Below are 16,396 nucleotides of genomic sequence, written 5' to 3'. Positions count from 1 at the left end.
GAATTGCGTGGACCGGTCATCTGATCTTGATTCCGGTCAATCGTTCTGGGGCCCGTTGCTGCTAGAGGCATGCTGCGCAAGGGCATGGAGCGAGCGTTTGTGGTTCACCGACGGCAGTTCATCGCGGCCGCGCTCGGGTTTCCCGCGGCTGCGATCGGCGGCTTCCCTGCCGCGGGAGCAACGATGACCTATGACGCGGCGGTGACGACGTCGCGGGCTCCGCTGCAGGCCGTTCCACGGGATCGCGAGCTCGTGCGCTTTGCCACCCTCGCCGCCAATAGCCATAACACCCAGCCGTGGGTCTTCTCCGCGCACGGCAACGAAATCACGATCGCGCCGGATTTTTCGCGCCGCTGTCCGGCTGTCGATCCGGACGATCATCACCTCTTCGTCAGCCTCGGCTGCGCCGCCGAAAACCTCATCCTCGCTGCATCCACGCTGGGCTGGCGCGCCGACCCGGTCATCGACGGCGACCGCATCGTGATCACGCTCGAGGAAACACCGCCCGCCGCATCGGCGTTGGCGGCCGCGATTCCGGTACGGCAGTGCACGCGCGCGACGTTCGACGGCAGGCCGGCCCCGCCCGAGACCTTGCGCCGGCTCGAGAACGCCTGTCTCGAACCTGATGTCACGACCATCCTGCTGACCGAGCACGCCGCGATCGCGAAGGTCGCCGACTACGTGCTCGAAGGCAACGCCGCGCAGATGCGCGACGGGGCCTTCATGCGCGAGCTCGTGAACTGGATTCGCTTCAACGAGACGGAGGCGCTCGCGAGCATGGACGGGTTGTTCTCGCTCGCCTCGGGAAACCCGTCCCTGCCGTCGTGGCTGGCGCGGCCGCTTATGAAACTCTTCTTCACGGAGAGCGGCGAAAACAAGAAGTACCGCGAACAGCTCGTCAGCTCCGCGGGCGTCGTCGTGCTCGCGGCCTATCGCAGCGACACACCGCACGGGATTGCAGTGGGGCGCGCCTGCCAGCGCTTCGGCTTGCAGGCGACCGCGCTGGGACTGAAATATGCCTTCGTCAACCAGCCGGTCGAGGTGGCGGCGCTGAGGCCGCAATTCGCGGCCTCACTCGGACTCGGCGAGCGGCGCCCCGATATCGTGATGCGTTTCGGGTACGGCCCGGACCTGCCGAAATCGCTGCGGCGTCCGCCTGAACTGGTGATGCGATCCTAACGCCGAAGGCCACTCAGGGCCGGCGACTCGCCGGGCAGCATGTTCGATCTGATATCGCTGTCCATGCGACCCGAGTCCTGCTGGATGAAACCGGCGCCGAACGATAGGCTGAGGTTGGAGGTCGGTTTGAACTCGACGCCCGCAAATGCGCTGGTGCCGGGCGTCGCACCGGACGTCAGCGGCGCAAGCGAGCTGCCGATGCCGTTGCCATATTTCAGCGTGTCGAAACCGGCAAAAAAGGTGACGGGCATGTCGCCCAAGGTTTTGGTGGTGTAGCCGAACTGGGTGCTGTCATACGAGAGCGCGCTGAAATTGCCGGCAAAACCGCTCTGACCAAATCCACTCTGACCAAGTCCGGTCTGACTGAGCCCGCTCCAATTGAGGTTGCCGCGCCGGCTGCCGACGAAGAAGCCGTTCGCAAAATTGGTGCGCCCGCCTGCGTCACCGGCATTGAAGCTCGGAAAATTGCCGTAAGGATCGGAGCCCTGGCCATCGCTGCCGCCAAAGCCAAACGGTCCGCCCGGTATGACATATCTCAGCGGTGCAACTTGTGCATCAACGGAGGTGCCGCTGAGGCAGAGTACGGCGCCGATAGCTGCAAGACCGCATGAAGTTGCAAGGCGGGACATTCAGGTAACCTTCGAAAACCTCGCAAATCATACCCTCCGGCGATGAGAAATACCAGCGAGGCCGCGCCGGCATCGCCTCAGGGTTCCGGGATACCCATGCCGAAAGTGAGCTGATTGCCGTCGGCATCAACGATGTCGAAATCGCGCATGCCGTAATCGCGATCCTCCGGCTGGTTGATGGGCCTGGCGCCACGGCCGGACAATTCGGCATAGAGCAGGTCGACGTCGCGGACGAAAATGCAGAGGCCGCCCTGCCCGGGCAAGCGTTTCGTCCTGGCCGCTGCCAGCAGATGCAGGGCGACCTCCTCGCGACAGAGGCAGGCGTAGGACAGCGGCTCACCATATTCGAAGGTGACCTCGAACCCGAGCACGTCGCGGTAATAGGCGAGGCTCGCGGCGATGTCGGAGACGACGAAAACGGTGGCCGAGCCGGCCAACATGGGATGTTCGTCGGTCATCTGTCCTCTCCGTCGCGAGCAATCTCCAGAGTGCAGCCTAGCATGCGCCCCCGAGGTCTTGCACGGGCCGCGCCGCAACGTAAGCTGGTCAGGAAGCCGCGCTCTTGCCGCTGACGATCCCGCATCTGGCGGAAGGGGCCGACGATGCCTGGCGGCTGATCGGCGATGGCGCGCTTGAGGCCGCCCGCGAAAGCCTTGCGCAAGGTCGAGCGGCAGTTGAAGGTGCTGTCCCGATCAAGGCATGGAGAACTCGGTGACCTCTGACAATCCCGTCGCGTACGAATGCGTTGGCAACATCGCCCGCATCACGCTGCGCCGCCCGCCTGTCAATGCGCTGAGCCTCGAGATGATCCGCGCAGTTGTGGCCGCCTTCCGCCGCGCTGCGGATGACGACGGCGCACGCGTTGTCGTGCTGGCGAGCGCAATTGCAAAACGTTTTTCGGCGGGCCTCGACCTCGACATCCTGCTTGGCAGATCCGGCGCCGAGATCCGGCAATTCCTCCAAGCGCTCTATATCGACCTTTACGAAGCCCAGTACGGGCTCGGAAAGCCCTCGATCGCCGCGGTCGGCGGTGCGGCGCGCGGCGGCGGCATGACCATGGCGGTGTCCTGCGACGTGGTGCTGGCAGCCGAGAGCGCGACGTTCGGCTATCCCGAGATCGACGTCGGCGTCATTCCCGCGATCCACTACGCGCATCTGCCGCGCATCGTCGGACGCCATCGCGCCTTCGAGCTACTGTTCACCGGCCGGGTCTTCAGCGCCATGGAAGCGCGCGAGCTCGGCGTGGTGAACCGCGTCGTCGGCGATGCCGAACTCGAGGCCGAGGTGGCGAAGCTCGCTGCGCAGTTCTCCGCCAAATCGGCCGCGGTGCTGCGGATGGGCCGCGCCGCCTTCATGCGCCAGATCGATCTGGACTATCGCCGCAGCATTGCGAGCGCCGTGGACGATTTCTGCAACGTCGCGACGTCGGATGAGGCGCAGGAGGGCTTGAGGGCGTTCGTGGAGAAGCGGGCGCCGAAATGGTGAGAACCGCAGGCCCCGCGCGTGTCGGGAGCGCCGCGCGTTCAGGCCGTCCTGTCCACGGAGGACGATGAATCGGCCGGCGGATATTTCGTCACCGGCACCATGAAGGATTTCGTACCGACCTGGTAGATGACCTTGCCGTTCTGCCCGTCATCGGTCGCGATCTGCGTCTGCCCGAACATGATGACGTTCTTGTAGACGTAGCCGGTTCCCTGGCGCGTGATGCCGTCGGTGGTGACGCTGACCTGGGCTTCCTTGCCATTGACCGCGAGCACTTTGAAGCTCGCGCTCTTGCCGTTGGCGCTGGAATAGCCGCCCCAGCTTCCCATGAGACGGCTGTCGGAAGCCGGCGGGGCCTGCTTCTCGAGATTCGCGGTCTGCTTGCCAGCGCCCCCGAAGGAGAACAGCATCACCATGTTCTTGCCGTCCTTGGTGCCGACCGTCACCCCACCAAAGGTGATGAGCGTGCCCTGGACCTCGGCAAAGCCGCGCTCGGTGTGCCCGTTATGGGTGTACTCGACCTGCGCGCGGGCCCCGCGGATGTTCACGACCTTGAAGCCGACGGGCTGGTTGTTGCCCACCCAATTGCCCTTCCAGTCACCAAGCAGCGCGCTCTGGTGATACAGCCGCTCATTGGCGGGAGAAATCTGGCTGGTGCTCGATGAGATGACGGCCATGTGATTGCTCGGAAGACGGGCCCGACCGACCCACTTCGTTTGGCTTCAGCGATATCGGGACGCCGACTGAAACGGACAGAAACCGACCGATTAGGGCCATGCACCGGTTAATGAGCCGTTAAGTTCAACTGCCGGTTGGATGGGCAAAAGGTCTCAGCCGGGGGGCTTCAGCGCCCCCAGCGGTCCGACCAGATCTTCTCGCCGATCAGGCAATTGACGCGCGGCTCCTTGTCGGCGACGCGCATCACGGGGCGCTCCGGCGTGCGGCCGGCGACCTCCATCAGCAGCTTGGTGCGGATCGCCTCCTTGAACTTGTCACGGTCCTTGATCGTGATGACGAAGGAGCCCGGACCGCCGATGACGCAGTCCTCGTAATAGAAATCGAGATTGTCGATATCCATGGTCGAATAGGACGGCTCCTTGACCATGATCGGCAGGCCGTTGATGACGACGCCCTTCTCCAGCGCGGCGTCGCGCGCCACCGTGACGGGGCCGCCATTGTTGTTGGGTCCGTCGCCCGAAATGTCGATCACACGGCGCAGGCCCCGATAGGGATCCTCGTCGAACAGCGGCATCGCGAACGTGATCGCGCCGGAGATCGAGGTACGCGAGGCGCGCCGGATCGGCGTCTTCATGATCTCGGCGGCAACCGCATCGGCCGTCTCCGGTCCGTCGACCAGCCGCCAGGGAATGATGATCTTCTGGTCGCTCGAAGCGGCCCACTCGAAATAGGTCACCGCGATCCGGCCGTTCGGACCGAGCTTCAGCGCCTGAAGAAATTCCTTCGACTGGATCGCCTGCGCATAGCCTTCGCGCTGGATCGCGAGCTCGTCCATGTCCATGGAGTAGGACACATCGACGGCGAGGATCAGCTCGACGTCGACCGTCTGCGCGTCCTTGTCGGCCGCAAGCCGCTGCGGCTCGTTCTTTGGCGGTTCAAATTTTGGTCCTGGTGCCGCTATGCCCGCGACGTCCCCTCCGGCAAACATGCCGGCAACCAGCACAGCCCCGATCGAGAACAGCAAGCGCATCGCAGTCTCCCGTCGTATGACGCGATGGTGACATGCAATCGCCGAGCCGCAAAGGGCGAAGATCGCTTGCGCTTCACATTCAGGTTAGGAAGCTGAGGGTTGGGTATGTGCACGCCCTTGCGCAAAGCTGCCGCCGTGTTGCCGCGCTCGCGCCGCTGGAACGCGCCAGATTGCTCGCATCATCGGGCTCGCGATGCGCAAAGCCGGAACGACGAGCCGCGGGACAGAGCGTCCCGCCTACTTGTCCGGCACGATTTCCATGCTAGGTTGGCCAGACAGATGGGGATGGAGTCCCCCGATAACCGCCCGGCGGCCTTGAACCCGTATCCTGGACCGTAGTGGGCTGATGACTCCTGCTTGAGGAGGGGCAATCATTGGGCCTCTGCCTTCGGCGGGATGGACAAACCCGCCGGTGGCGGGTTTTTTGTTGTCTGGCCTTTGGCCAGGAGAACGCGAAGGAGACGGCGACGACGTGACGACGACGACACCGACTGCTGCACGTAGCGGGTTGCCCAGGGGGATCTGGGTGCTTGGCTTCGTCTCGATGCTGATGGACATCTCCTCCGAGATGATCCACGCGCTCCTGCCGGTCTATCTCGTCACCGTGCTCGGCGCTTCGACGCTCACCGTTGGCTTCATCGAGGGCATCGCGGAGGCGACGGCCTCGATCACGAAGATCTTCTCCGGCGCATTGTCCGACTGGCTCGGCCGCCGCAAACTGCTCGCAGCGCTCGGCTACGGGCTCGCGGCCTTCACCAAACCGTTGTTCCCGCTTGCCCCCAGCGTCGGATGGCTGGTGGCCGCGCGCTTCATCGACCGTGTCGGCAAGGGCATACGCGGCGCGCCGCGCGATGCGCTGATCGCCGATATCGCACCTCGCGGCCTGCGCGGGGCGAGCTTTGGCCTGCGGCAATCGCTCGACACCATCGGCGCCTTCCTCGGGCCGCTCGTGGCGATCGGCCTGATGTGGTGGACGGCAGACAATTTTGCCGCGGTGTTCTGGGTGGCGGTGCTACCGGCCTTCCTGTCGTTCGGCTTGATCGCGTTCGCGGTGGGCGAGCCGGAGCCGGATCCGAGCCGGGAGCCTGCGGGGAATCCGCTCAATCTCGCCGCGATGCGGCAGCTCGGCACGGTCTATTGGCGCGTCGTGGCCGTCGGCGTCGTCTTCACCCTCGCCCGCTTCAGCGAGGCCTTCTTGATCCTGCGGGCACAGAACATCGGGCTCAATGCGATGTGGGTGCCGGCGGTGCTGGTGCTGATGAACATCGCCTACGCGCTGTCGGCCTATCCGGCCGGTGTGCTCTCGGACCGGATCAACCGGACCGGCCTGCTCGCGCTCGGGCTCGTCTTCCTCGCCTGTGCCGATCTCGCGCTGGCGCTGCTGCCGAGCCTTGGCGGCCTCGCACTCGGCGTCGTGCTGTGGGGGCTGCATATGGGACTGACGCAAGGATTGCTCTCGGCCCTCGTCGCCGACGCCGCGCCGCCCAGCCTGCGCGGCACCGCGTTCGGCTATTTCAACCTGTTCACCGGCCTTGCCTTGCTGGCCGCGAGCGTGATCGCCGGCGCGCTGTGGGACGCCTATGGTCCGGCAGGAACCTTCTTTGCGGGACTCGGCTTCGCGCTGGTCTCGCTCGTGGGACTCTTGGCCGCCGGCAACGGTCTGGCAGCGGAGGACAAATGAGGATGGGAGGTCGTTCATCGTGCTGAGCGGAGCAATCGCGATCATGGTCGGTAGCGTGCTCGGCGGCTGCGCGCGCTATTTTATTTCCGGCGTGATCGCGCGGCGGCTGGGCGAGACGTTTCCGTGGGGCACCATGACCATCAACGTCACCGGCGCCTTCCTGATCGGCATTCTCGGCGCGCTGGCGACCCATCCCGGCTCGGCCTTGGCCACGCCCAATCCGTGGCTGTTCGCGGTGACGGGATTTCTCGGCTGCTACACCACGGTGTCCTCGTTCAGCCTGCAAACCCTGACACTCGCGCGTAACGGCGAGGCGATGCATGCGCTCGGCAATGTCGTGTTCTCGGTCGGGCTCTGCCTTGCCGCCGTCAGTTGCGGTTTCCTCCTTGCGGACGGCCTGGGAGGCTAGAGGCCGATGAACGCTCCCACCGAGCGCCGGCGCACTGCGATACTCTATGCCTGGGTTGCCGCCGGCAGCGTCGTCGGTGGCCTGACGCGCTATCTCGTCGGGCTCGCGCTCGACACCGGGCCGGGCTTTCCCTTCGCGACGCTGTTCATCAACGCGACGGGCTCGCTGATCATCGGCTTCTACGCGACGCTGACCGGCCCCGACGGCCGCATGCTGGCGCGGCCCGAGCACCGGCAATTCGTCATGACCGGGTTCTGCGGCGGCTACACTACCTTTTCGACCTTCAGCCTGGAGACCTTCCGCCTGTTCCACGGCGGCATGAAATACACCGCGCTCGCCTATATCGCGGCGTCCGTCATCTGCTGGCTGGTGTCGGTATGGGCAGGGCATATGATGGCGAGCCGCTACAACCGCTTGACGAGGAGCTGACCATGCAAATCCCCAATCAGGCAGTTTCGCTCCGGATCTTCATCGGCGAGAGCGACCATTTCGACGGCAAACCGCTTTATGAAGCGATCGTGATGACCGCGCGCGAGCGACACCTTGCCGGCGCCACCGTGCTGCGCGGCCCCATGGGCTTCGGCAAGTCGAGCCGGCTGCACACCTCGAAGATCCTGCGGCTTTCGGAAGATTTGCCGCTCTTGATCGAGATCGTTGACAGCGAGGACAACATCAACGCATTCCTGCCCATCCTGGATGGCATGATGTCGAGCGGTCTGATCACCTTGGAGAAGGTGCAGGTCCTGCAATATGGTGCGAAGGCCGCAAGCTGATCGCTGCGGCAGGGAACCCGAGCCCGCGTGTCCGGGAGGCGGAATGAACAACACTGTCACCAAGCCGAAGACGCGGACCAAGACCAAGGTCGAGCGGCCGAAGCTGCACAAGGTCATCCTGATCAACGACGACTACACGCCGCGCGAATTCGTCACCATGATCCTGAAGGCCGAATTCCGCATGACCGAGGATCAGGCCTACAAGGTGATGATCACCGCGCACAAGCTCGGCGCCTGCGTCGTTGCCGTGTTCACCAGGGACGTCGCCGAGACCAAGGCCACCCGCGCCACCGATGCCGGCCGCGCCAAGGGCTATCCACTGCTGTTCACGACCGAGCCGGAGGAATAGGGCGTCGTTTGCCCGCTTCCGGTCAATTTTACCGATCCCCGCTACCGCAGGTTCAATCTCCTGTGTCACCACGGTGAGATGACAGCTGCACTGCGCAAACAGCTCGCGCTCAAGCCGGCCCGCCCAGAAACCTCGTTCGGTCCGTTCAAGCTCCTGCACGCCCTGCCCTGGCTGATCCTGGCGGCTGCGATCCGGGTAATCGCGTTCGGCGGCGGCGCCGTGGCGCTGCCGGCCATCATCATTGCCGACATTTCGGTGCTCCTGGCCTTCTTCGCAACGGCGCAACAATCGATCGAGGCGGCGGGTGGCCAGTCCTCGCTCGGCGCGCTGACATTGGGCGAGCAGCTCAATCTGTCCTTCTCGATCCTGTGGCGGATCGCACTCGTGATGACCTCAGCGGCGCTCGGTATCGCAGCGATCGGCCATGAGGCTTTCGCGCCTCATTTGATGGCGGGGCTCGATGGCATGGCGTTCGACCAGTTCACCCATCCCGGGCGCTTCTGGAGTGCATGGATCGCCATCATCGTGCTGCTCATGATCGTCCGTGCCGAGCACGATGACGGCAGGGTCGCCCTGTTCGCCGCCATCGGCGAGTTCGCACGGCGCGGGCTGTGGCTCGGCGCCGCCGTGATCGCGCTCGGTGTCATCAACGTCGCCCTCGCCTACGGACAGGAAGCGGTGCGGAGCGCGATCTGGAATTTCTGGCAGACCTCGTCAGCGAGCCAGTTCAGCAAGAACCTGATCTATTTCGTCTTCATCTTCAGCTTTGCGATGCTGCGGCTGTGGATCACTCTGATGATCCTGACGCTTGGGCTGAGGCAGTCATATGTGCGCGCTGACTAGTTTCGCCGACGGTGCCGTCCGCTAGGCCATCACCACCGGCGTCTCCTCGCCGAGCCCGTACACGCGCTGCGCCTTGGAAAATCCCGCGATCGGAAATTCGCCGAGCTCGCGCCAGTCGTGGTGGCAGACATTGGCAAAACCTTCCGAGGCGACGACGGTCCGCCCCAGGCGGCCCGTGATCTTCTCGAGCCTTGCGGCAAGGTTCACGGCGGGACCTATGCAGGTGAAGTCGAGGCGGTTGCCGCCGCCGATATTGCCGTAGAGGATGTTGCCGACGTGCAGCGCCACGCCGAAGCGGAAGCGCTCGACGGCGTCGCCGACCGGAAAGGCCAGCGCCTCGACGCTGGCGCGGGACTCGCGCGCCGCTTCCAGCACGCGCGTGCAGACATGGGCGGCATCGCCGACATATTCGTCGATCGGAAACACCGCGAGCAGGCCGTCGCCCATGAATTTCAGGACTTCGCCGCCATGACCGCGGATCGCGGTCACCTGACAGTCGAAATAGTGATTGAGGATCTCGACCACAGCCGGTCCGACAGCGCGGTGAAGCCGCGCAGGTCCGAGAGCCAGATCGCGGCCTGCATGGTGTCGTTGTGGCCGCGGCGGATCTGGCCGCCGAGGATGCGCGCGCCGGCGCGGTTGCCGACATAGGTGTCGAGCAGCATCTCGGCGGTGCGGCGCAGGCTGATGATCTCGCTGACGCGCGCCAGCGGCGTCACGATGGAGCGGATCGCCGCGATGTGGTCGTCGGTGAAGCCGCCGGGATGCCGTGTCACCCAGCTCGTCGCGTGGACCGAGCCGTCGAGAAACGGCATCGGCACAGCGATGTAGTCGGTCGCTCCTTCGGCGCCCATGTCTTTGACGATCGGAAAGCGCGTATTGTCGGGATCGCCGACGCGCCCCCTGACCTCGATCCCCTGTTCGAACACGATGCGGAGCGGGCTCGCGGCGAATTCGGGTGTGTCCAGGATATCGAAATCGACGGTGCCGACCTCGACCTCCTCGCCCTGCCGCCAGATGAAGTTGCGGCCGAAGATTTCGGGATGCAGGGTACGGATGAAGATGCCGAACCGCCAGATTGGCAGGCCGGCTTCGACCAGATGCTCGCAGACGTCCGCAATCATCTCGGCCGGGGTGCCTGACGACCGTGCGCCGTCAATCAGCCAGTTGGTGATGCGCTGGAGCTCGGAGCTTTGCATGTCCGCATTTGCGGACGAAGTTGTGGGAACGTCAAGCTGCGCGGTGGGCTAGTACCGCGACATGAAGACCTTTTGCTAGCGTCCCACCTGCCCGCGATCGCGCAGGAAGTGGTCGGCCAGCACGCAGGCCATCATGGCTTCGCCGACGGGGACGGCGCGGATGCCGACGCAGGGGTCGTGGCGGCCCTTGGTGAAGATCTCGGTGTCCGCACCTTTGCGGTCGACGGTGAGACGCGGCTGCAGGATCGACGAGGTCGGCTTCACCGCGAAACGCACCACCACCGGCTGCCCGGTGGAGATGCCGCCGAGCACGCCGCCGGCATGGTTGGACAAAAAGCGCGTGCCGTCATTGCCGGTGCGCATCTCGTCGGCGTTTTCCTCGCCGGTGAGCTCGGCCGCGCCGAAACCGGCGCCGATCTCGACACCCTTCACTGCGTTGATGGTCATCATCGCGCCCGCCAGATCGGAATCGAGCTTGGCGTAGATCGGCGCGCCAAGGCCGGCCGGCACGCCTTCGGCGACCACCTCGATCACCGCGCCGATCGAGGAGCCGCTCTTGCGGATGCCGTCGAGATAGGTCTCGAAGAACGCGGCCTTGTCCTTGTCCGGGCAGAAGAACGGATTTTTGGCGATCTCGTCCCAGTCCCACTTCGCACGGTCGATCTTGTGCGGGCCGATCTGCACCAGCGCGCCGCGCACCTTCACGTTGGGCAGCACCTTGCGCGCGATGGCACCGGCGGCAACGCGCGTCGCGGTCTCGCGCGCCGAGGAGCGGCCGCCGCCGCGATAATCGCGCAGGCCGTATTTGGCCTCATAGGTGAAGTCGGCGTGACCGGGGCGAAACTTGTCCTTGATCTCGGAATAGTCCTTCGATCGCTGGTCGGTGTTCTCGATCAGGAGCCCGATCGGCGTACCCGTCGTCACCTGCACGCCGGTCTCCGGATGCGCCATCACGCCGGAGAGGATCTTGACCTGATCCGGCTCCTGGCGCTGGGTGGTGAAGCGCGACTGGCCCGGCCGGCGGCGGTCGAGATCGCCCTGGATGTCGGCCTCGGTCAGCGGGATCATGGGCGGACAACCGTCGACCACGCAGCCGATCGCCACCCCATGGCTCTCGCCGAAGGTCGTGACGCGGAACATGTGGCCGAAGGTGTTGAAGGACATCGCTTCTCGCTGGTGCGTAAGTCAGTTCTGACTTGTGGTGGTAACGCGGGGGAACACCGGGGTCAAACACACTCGGTCATTCGGGGCGCCCGAAGGGCGAACTCCGGTGCGCCCTTGCGCACCTGAGAATCTCGAGATTCCGGGTTCGTGCTTCGCACCGCTCCGGAATGACGGCGGATGGGACTAGCTAAACTTCTCCAGCCGCCCGTCGCGGAACACGTAGACGGCGCCCTGCTCGATATAGAGTTCGGCGGCACTGAGGGGGGTCTCCAGGCCGAGTGAAACCATCAGGGCCCGGCAGGTCCCGCCATGGGCGACCGCAACGGTGTCGGTCCGCAGCTGGTCGTACCAGGCCCGTACGCGGACCTGGACATCGGCGTAGGTCTCCCCGCCGGCGGGGCCGACCGACCATTTGTCGGTGAGGCGCCGGGCATACACGTCAGGATCCCTCGCCTCGCTCTCGGCCAGGGTCAGACCTTCCCAAACCCCATAGCCGATCTCACGCAGGCGATCATCGAGCGCATATCCGGCAACTGGCAGCTCCAGCTTGCCGCGCGCAAGTTCCATGGTCTGGCGCGCGCGGCCGAGCGGGCTCGACACATAGGGTAACGCCGCCTTGTCGCGACCCTCGCGCTTGAATAGGTCGGCGAGAATGCTGCCGGCCTGCACGGCCTGACCGCGTCCACGCGCGTTCAGCGGAACGTCCTTGGTGCCCTGAAGCCTCCCGAGCGCATTCCACTCGGTCTCACCATGGCGAAGATAATAGATCGTGGGCACGGGAATTCCGGATTTAAGCTAGTCCTTGCCGCCGAACGAGATGTCCGGCGCGTCCGGGCGCTTCATGCCGAGCACGTGATAACCGGAATCGACGTGATGCACCTCGCCGGTTACACCGCGCGAGAGGTCGGAGAGGAAATACAGCGCACTGCCGCCGACGTCCTCGGTCGACACGTTGCGCCGCATCGGCGCGTTGGCCTCGTTCCACTTCAGGATATAGCGGAAGTCGCCGATGCCGGATGCCGCGAGCGTCTTGATCGGACCTGCCGAGATCGCGTTGACGCGGATGTTCTTCTCGCCGAGATCGGCGGCGAGATAGCGCACGCTGGCCTCCAGCGCCGCCTTGGCAACGCCCATCACGTTGTAATGCGGCATCCACTTCTCGGCGCCGTAATAGCTGAGCGTGATCAGCGAACCGCCATCGGTCATCAGCTTCTCGGCGCGCTGCGCCACCGCCGTGAACGAGTAGCAGGAGATCAGCATCGACTTGGAGAAATTCTCCTGCGTGGTGTCGACGTAGCGGCCGTCGAGCTGCTCGCCATAGGCGATCGCGTGCACCAGGAAGTCGATCTTGCCCCATTTTTCCTTCAGCACCGCGAACGCAGCATCGATGGTCGCAGCATCGGTGACGTCGCAATGGCCGAGCACGAGACCACCGATCTCGGCAGCGAGCGGCTCGACGCGCTTCTTCAGCGCATCGCCCTGATAGGTGAAGGCGAGCTCGGCGCCGGCGGCGTGGCACGCCTTGGCGATGCCCCAGGCGATCGAGCGGTTGTTGGCAACGCCGAGGACCACTCCGCGCTTTCCTTGCATCAGACCCGAATTCTGCGCCATTTTTGAACGTCCCGTCGAACTCTTGGTGAGGTCTGGAGGTACACCAGCCCTCCCCTGCGGTACAGCCCTAATACGCCGCGTTAACGCTGTTTCGAGCGCCGGAATAGCCGTTCCGTTCGGGTGTTATGATCGCTATAGGCGCTCGCGCCTGATACCAGGACGTCAAGACCGCAATGAGTGCGTTTCGCCAGAGTGTGGAAGCCATGATCCCGGCGTTGCGCCGCTACGCCCGCGCGCTCACGCGCGACGCGGATGCGGCCGACGATCTGGTGCAAGACACGCTGGTGCGGGCGCTGCGTTCGGAGCGATTGTTTCTCGGAGGCGACGTCAGGAGCTGGCTCTACACGATCCTGACCAACCTCAACAAGAACCGGCGGCGCTCGCTGGCAAGGCGGCCGCAGTTCACGCAGCTGACGGAGAACAACCCGGATGCCAGCGGCACCGAAGCCGAAGGGCGCGACATCGAGAGGGCGCTGGCGACGCTCGTCGAGGAGCAACGCTCGGTGTTGCTCCTCGTGATGCTGGAAGGCATGAGCTACCGCGAGGTCGCCGACATCCAGGGCGTGCCGATCGGCACCGTGATGTCGCGCCTGGCCCGCGCCCGCGCCCACGTCAAGGCCTCGCTGGAGGGCGAGCGCCCGACGCTCAGGCGGGTGAAATGATGGCAGGGTTGATGCATCGCGTGTCGTCCGCCCGCAGCACGAAGATGAGCTACGCGACGTCGAGCTTTGAACGACATTTAAGGCCACAGAGCCAGAGACGATTGATATGAACGACCGCAATATCCCAGTGACCGAGGACGAGCTGCACGCCTATGTCGATGGCGAGCTGCCGGCCGAGCGCCGCGCCGACGTCGAGGCCTGGCTCGCCGCCCATCCTGAAGAGGCCGAGCGCGTGCAGTCCTGGCGCGCCATGGCTGAGATGCTGCACGCCCGCTACGATTCCGTCGCCCAGGAGCCGGTGCCGGCCCGGCTGGAGCTCGAGCGGCTGGAACGCCGCCCGCGGCAATGGCTCTACGGCGCCGCGGCGGCGGTGCTGGTCGCCTTCGTCGCCGGCGGCGCCGCCGGCTGGGTCGGGCATGGCGCCGCCAATGCCCCCTCCACCTTCCGGAGCTTTGCGGCGGACGCGCTCGACGCCCACCGCCTCTATGTCGTGGAGGTCCGCCACCCCGTCGAGGTCGGCGGCAACGAGCGCGACCACCTGCAGGCCTGGCTGACCCGGCGTTGCGGCTGGACCGTGTTCGCGCCGAACCTGGAGGCGAGCGGGCTGAAGCTCGTCGGCGGCCGGCTGTTGCCGGGTCCGAACGGCCCGGCCTCGTTCCTGATGTATGAGGGCGCCTCTGGCGAGCGCTATACGATCTACACCGCCAAAACCGAGAATGGTGCGACGCAAATGCGCTACGCCAGGACGGACAAGGACGGCGCATTGTTCTGGGCCGAGCGCGGCGTCGGCTACGTCGTCAGCGGTGGCGGTGATCGCGACCGGCTGACCAGGGTGGCGCAGGCGGTCTATGATCAGGCCGAGAAAAACGGCACCTAGACAGCTGCTTGAGGGCGGTGCCTAGATTCCGTCATTGAAAATTTGGAATGAAGACATCGGCGCGTCTCATTATCGCACCGGATGATCACGCGAAAATGAGCAGCGTTCGATCCGCCGATCGACGCGGGCGGCCTCGATTGGGGTTTTTGGTACCGCGCTGGTCCCCCTCTCGAGGCCGCACCTTTTTATCGGCTGCCCCGCCGGGCAACCGACACGTCTCGAACGTCAGCGTCGAAGCGCGAACCGCGCTTCAGGCGCATGTTGAGCATCATCCTTTCGGGAAGAGAATGCTCCGATCGTCGGGATGCCTCGGCTAGCGCCCTAGCCGAGTCCGCTACGTGGATTGTAGGGGTGTTGGTCCCGCCACTTCTCCATCAATGCTTCAAGCTCGGCGTCGTTCCCGTCCGGTAGCATAATCCTGATCGTGACGAAGAGATCCCCGGTTCCGCCAGATTTCGGCAACCCCTTACCTTTGAGGCGGAAGGTCCGGCCGCTGGAAGTGTTTTTTGGAACCGAAAGCTCCACGGCATTGCCGAGGGTGGGCACGCGCACCTTGGCCCCGAGCACGGCCTCGTAGAGCGTCACTGGCAGATCAATCCGCAAGTCGGCGCCCTCGACCTTGAAGTGGGCGTGCGGCGCGATGCTGATGGTGATCAGGAGATCGCCGGGCGGATGGCCCTGCGCGGACTCGCCCTGCCCCCGGAGCCGGATCTGCTGGCCCTCGGTGACGCCGGCCGGAATCTTGACGTTGAGCTCCTTGCCGGTCGGCAGTCGGACGCGCTTCTCGCCGCCCTTGACCGCCTCTTCCAGCGAGACGGACATGGCGACATTCACGTCGAGATCGAGCCCGACGCCGCCGGTGTCGAATTCGAACTGCCCGGCGCCGCCGGCCCCAGGCCGGGCGCCACGCATCCCGCCACCGAACATGCTGTTGAGGATATCCTCGAACGCGCCGCCGCCCTGGCCGGGACCGCCGCCGGAGCGGAACGTATAGCTTTCGAAGCCGCCGGGGCCGGCGCGGCCGCGCGGCCCGCCACCGCCCGGAAAGCCCTGGAAGCGTGGCTTGCCGTCGGCGTCGATCTCGCCGCGGTCGAACTGCTTGCGCTTGTCCTCGTCGCCGATGATCTCGTTCGCCGAGTTGATCTCGGAGAAGCGCTCGGCGGCTTTCGGGTCGTCCTTGTTGCTGTCGGGATGATGCTTCTTGGCAAGCTTGCGATAGGCGCTCTTGATCGCGGCAGCGCTGGCGCTCCGCGGCACCCCCAAGACCTCATAGGGGTCGCGCATCCGTCACGTCTCCTTCAAGAAATCGAATTGTTCAAAGGGCTCCCCGCCCCACCAGGGATTCATGTGGGAAGAGAGTGGCATTTTTGCAACTAGGGGCGCGCGCCGAATCCTAGCTCCGCCACGGCTTTAGCGTATGAATCTCCCAACGGCCACGGGTGCTTTGGCAGCCGGCGCCCTGGAGCCAGCTTTCGGTCGCCCCGTTGACGTAGCTCGCCAGGAAATCGCGGCATCTGCGGCCGTCCTCGGCGGCATAGGACTGCGCGATCGGCGTCACCGAGCCGCGCGCACCGGTCTCCGGATTCTCCCAATGCTGGCTGGAATCCCTGTCGCCCTTGCTGAGGACGTCGGAGGCGGCGTTGCGGGCGAAGGCGAGATCGGTCTCGGTGGGCGGGGCGTCCTTCGCCGGCCGCGCGATCGAACCGGTGAGGTCACTGTCATCGGCCTTGGCGTAGGCACTCTTGTCATTGCGGGAAAAGCTGCATCCTCCGGCACCGAGCCCGATGACAATGATCGTCATGACAACGCCGGACGGCCGGATCGCCGATA

20 protein-coding genes, 1 pseudogene and 1 riboswitch are annotated in these 16,396 nt (G+C 65.1%); of the genes and pseudogenes, 11 read left to right on the top strand and 10 right to left on the bottom strand.

The features are described from left to right. Positions 1-69 precede the first annotated feature (69 nt). Positions 70-1,179, top strand: a complete 1,110-nt coding sequence (locus tag GGD61_RS30920) for an Acg family FMN-binding oxidoreductase (RefSeq protein ID WP_244550724.1) — start codon at positions 70-72, stop codon at positions 1,177-1,179. Here GGD61_RS30920 and GGD61_RS30915 read toward each other — a convergent pair. Together GGD61_RS30915 and GGD61_RS30910 are read right to left on the bottom strand one after the other, a co-directional pair. Continuing rightward, on the bottom strand, positions 1,176-1,808 hold the full coding sequence (locus GGD61_RS30915; RefSeq protein ID WP_092259929.1) for a hypothetical protein: 633 nt from the start codon (positions 1,806-1,808) through the stop codon (positions 1,176-1,178). The two genes, GGD61_RS30920 and GGD61_RS30915, sit on opposite strands and share 4 nt — an antisense overlap. A 77-nt stretch (positions 1,809-1,885) precedes the next feature. Continuing rightward, complete coding sequence (locus GGD61_RS30910) at positions 1,886-2,266, bottom strand: VOC family protein (protein WP_092259931.1); 381 nt, start codon at positions 2,264-2,266, stop codon at positions 1,886-1,888. Between the two features lie 104 nt (positions 2,267-2,370). Here GGD61_RS30910 and GGD61_RS30905 point away from each other — a divergent pair, with 104 nt between their 5' ends. Together GGD61_RS30905 and GGD61_RS30900 are read left to right on the top strand one after the other, a co-directional pair. Continuing rightward, positions 2,371-2,523, top strand: a complete 153-nt coding sequence (locus GGD61_RS30905; protein WP_177237271.1) for a hypothetical protein — start codon at positions 2,371-2,373, stop codon at positions 2,521-2,523. After that, a complete protein-coding gene (locus tag GGD61_RS30900) occupies positions 2,520-3,293 on the top strand; it encodes an enoyl-CoA hydratase/isomerase family protein (protein ID WP_092259987.1) in 774 nt (257 codons plus the stop codon). Before GGD61_RS30905 ends, GGD61_RS30900 begins: the two co-directional genes overlap by 4 nt. Positions 3,294-3,331: 38 nt before the next feature. On the opposite strand, the gene GGD61_RS30895 is transcribed toward GGD61_RS30900, so the two are convergent. Continuing rightward, complete coding sequence (locus GGD61_RS30895; RefSeq protein WP_092259933.1) at positions 3,332-3,967, bottom strand: hypothetical protein; 636 nt, start codon at positions 3,965-3,967, stop codon at positions 3,332-3,334. A 167-nt stretch (positions 3,968-4,134) separates the two neighbouring features. Continuing rightward, complete coding sequence (locus GGD61_RS30890) at positions 4,135-4,998, bottom strand: DUF1194 domain-containing protein (protein WP_092259935.1); 864 nt, start codon at positions 4,996-4,998, stop codon at positions 4,135-4,137. A gap of 272 nt (positions 4,999-5,270) precedes the next feature. After that, a riboswitch (Fluoride riboswitch) is annotated at positions 5,271-5,361 on the top strand. 109 nt (positions 5,362-5,470) lie between these two features. Between GGD61_RS30890 and GGD61_RS30885 the strand changes: the two genes are divergently transcribed. The 6 genes from GGD61_RS30885 to GGD61_RS30860 all read left to right on the top strand — a co-directional run bounded on the left by GGD61_RS30885 (position 5,471) and on the right by GGD61_RS30860 (position 9,053). Next, entirely contained in the window at positions 5,471-6,679 is a 1,209-nt protein-coding gene (locus GGD61_RS30885) for an MFS transporter (protein ID WP_092259937.1), read from the top strand. 19 nt (positions 6,680-6,698) lie between these two features. After that, positions 6,699-7,088, top strand: a complete 390-nt coding sequence (gene crcB, locus GGD61_RS30880; protein ID WP_092259939.1) for a fluoride efflux transporter CrcB — start codon at positions 6,699-6,701, stop codon at positions 7,086-7,088. Between the two features lie 6 nt (positions 7,089-7,094). Continuing rightward, entirely contained in the window at positions 7,095-7,517 is a 423-nt protein-coding gene (gene crcB, locus GGD61_RS30875) for a fluoride efflux transporter CrcB (RefSeq protein ID WP_092259941.1), read from the top strand. A 2-nt stretch (positions 7,518-7,519) separates the two neighbouring features. Next, positions 7,520-7,861, top strand: coding sequence for a DUF190 domain-containing protein (locus tag GGD61_RS30870; protein WP_018322578.1), 342 nt, complete (start codon positions 7,520-7,522; stop codon positions 7,859-7,861). 43 nt (positions 7,862-7,904) lie between these two features. Then, positions 7,905-8,210 (top strand): ATP-dependent Clp protease adapter ClpS, encoded by a 306-nt coding sequence (gene clpS, locus GGD61_RS30865; RefSeq protein ID WP_018322577.1) that lies wholly within the window; start codon positions 7,905-7,907, stop codon positions 8,208-8,210. A gap of 78 nt (positions 8,211-8,288) precedes the next feature. Next, positions 8,289-9,053 carry a hypothetical protein gene (locus tag GGD61_RS30860; RefSeq protein WP_183231752.1) on the top strand — a complete coding sequence of 255 codons (765 nt, stop codon included), beginning with the start codon at positions 8,289-8,291 and terminating at the stop codon, positions 9,051-9,053. Positions 9,054-9,074: 21 nt separating this feature from the next. Here GGD61_RS30860 and GGD61_RS30855 read toward each other — a convergent pair. The 4 genes and pseudogenes from GGD61_RS30855 to fabI all read right to left on the bottom strand — a co-directional run bounded on the left by GGD61_RS30855 (position 9,075) and on the right by fabI (position 13,027). Continuing rightward, positions 9,075-10,252, bottom strand: a pseudogene (locus GGD61_RS30855) (adenylate/guanylate cyclase domain-containing protein). A gap of 75 nt (positions 10,253-10,327) precedes the next feature. Then, positions 10,328-11,416, bottom strand: coding sequence for a chorismate synthase (aroC, locus tag GGD61_RS30850; RefSeq protein ID WP_092259945.1), 1,089 nt, complete (start codon positions 11,414-11,416; stop codon positions 10,328-10,330). 183 nt (positions 11,417-11,599) lie between these two features. Continuing rightward, entirely contained in the window at positions 11,600-12,199 is a 600-nt protein-coding gene (locus GGD61_RS30845) for a histidine phosphatase family protein (RefSeq protein WP_092259947.1), read from the bottom strand. Between the two features lie 12 nt (positions 12,200-12,211). Further along, complete coding sequence (fabI, locus tag GGD61_RS30840; protein ID WP_092259949.1) at positions 12,212-13,027, bottom strand: enoyl-ACP reductase FabI; 816 nt, start codon at positions 13,025-13,027, stop codon at positions 12,212-12,214. Positions 13,028-13,200: 173 nt separating this feature from the next. On the opposite strand from fabI, the gene GGD61_RS30835 reads away from it, so the two are divergent. Both GGD61_RS30835 and GGD61_RS30830 read left to right on the top strand, forming a co-directional pair. Next, entirely contained in the window at positions 13,201-13,689 is a 489-nt protein-coding gene (locus tag GGD61_RS30835) for an RNA polymerase sigma factor (RefSeq protein WP_018322571.1), read from the top strand. 106 nt (positions 13,690-13,795) lie between these two features. Continuing rightward, a complete protein-coding gene (locus GGD61_RS30830) occupies positions 13,796-14,566 on the top strand; it encodes an anti-sigma factor (RefSeq protein ID WP_092259951.1) in 771 nt (256 codons plus the stop codon). A 321-nt stretch (positions 14,567-14,887) separates the two neighbouring features. Here GGD61_RS30830 and GGD61_RS30825 read toward each other — a convergent pair whose 3' ends face one another. Together GGD61_RS30825 and GGD61_RS30820 are read right to left on the bottom strand one after the other, a co-directional pair. Beyond that, positions 14,888-15,850, bottom strand: a complete 963-nt coding sequence (locus GGD61_RS30825; RefSeq protein ID WP_018322569.1) for a DnaJ C-terminal domain-containing protein — start codon at positions 15,848-15,850, stop codon at positions 14,888-14,890. A 109-nt stretch (positions 15,851-15,959) separates the two neighbouring features. After that, positions 15,960-16,367, bottom strand: coding sequence for an RT0821/Lpp0805 family surface protein (locus tag GGD61_RS30820; protein WP_018322568.1), 408 nt, complete (start codon positions 16,365-16,367; stop codon positions 15,960-15,962). Positions 16,368-16,396: the final 29 nt, after the last annotated feature.

The sequence above is a fragment of the Bradyrhizobium sp. SBR1B genome (assembly GCF_014198205.1).
Classification (GTDB): domain Bacteria; phylum Pseudomonadota; class Alphaproteobacteria; order Rhizobiales; family Xanthobacteraceae; genus Bradyrhizobium.
Note: the sequence above shows the minus strand (reverse complement) of the source record. Positions and strands in the feature narration are given on the sequence as shown.

Coding starts and splice junctions, on each gene's coding strand:
- GGD61_RS30890 (WP_092259935.1), bottom strand. CDS start 4,998: ATGCGCTTGCTGTTCTCGATCGGGGCTGTGCTGGTTGCCGGCATGTTT.
- GGD61_RS30860 (WP_183231752.1), top strand. CDS start 8,289: ATGACAGCTGCACTGCGCAAACAGCTCGCGCTCAAGCCGGCCCGCCCA.
- GGD61_RS30920 (WP_244550724.1), top strand. CDS start 70: ATGCTGCGCAAGGGCATGGAGCGAGCGTTTGTGGTTCACCGACGGCAG.
- GGD61_RS30825 (WP_018322569.1), bottom strand. CDS start 15,850: ATGCGCGACCCCTATGAGGTCTTGGGGGTGCCGCGGAGCGCCAGCGCT.
- clpS (WP_018322577.1), top strand. CDS start 7,905: ATGAACAACACTGTCACCAAGCCGAAGACGCGGACCAAGACCAAGGTC.
- GGD61_RS30910 (WP_092259931.1), bottom strand. CDS start 2,266: ATGACCGACGAACATCCCATGTTGGCCGGCTCGGCCACCGTTTTCGTC.
- GGD61_RS30915 (WP_092259929.1), bottom strand. CDS start 1,808: ATGTCCCGCCTTGCAACTTCATGCGGTCTTGCAGCTATCGGCGCCGTA.
- aroC (WP_092259945.1), bottom strand. CDS start 11,416: ATGTCCTTCAACACCTTCGGCCACATGTTCCGCGTCACGACCTTCGGC.
- GGD61_RS30835 (WP_018322571.1), top strand. CDS start 13,201: ATGAGTGCGTTTCGCCAGAGTGTGGAAGCCATGATCCCGGCGTTGCGC.
- fabI (WP_092259949.1), bottom strand. CDS start 13,027: ATGGCGCAGAATTCGGGTCTGATGCAAGGAAAGCGCGGAGTGGTCCTC.
- GGD61_RS30895 (WP_092259933.1), bottom strand. CDS start 3,967: ATGGCCGTCATCTCATCGAGCACCAGCCAGATTTCTCCCGCCAATGAG.
- GGD61_RS30820 (WP_018322568.1), bottom strand. CDS start 16,367: ATGACGATCATTGTCATCGGGCTCGGTGCCGGAGGATGCAGCTTTTCC.
- GGD61_RS30830 (WP_092259951.1), top strand. CDS start 13,796: ATGAACGACCGCAATATCCCAGTGACCGAGGACGAGCTGCACGCCTAT.
- crcB (WP_092259941.1), top strand. CDS start 7,095: ATGAACGCTCCCACCGAGCGCCGGCGCACTGCGATACTCTATGCCTGG.
- GGD61_RS30870 (WP_018322578.1), top strand. CDS start 7,520: ATGCAAATCCCCAATCAGGCAGTTTCGCTCCGGATCTTCATCGGCGAG.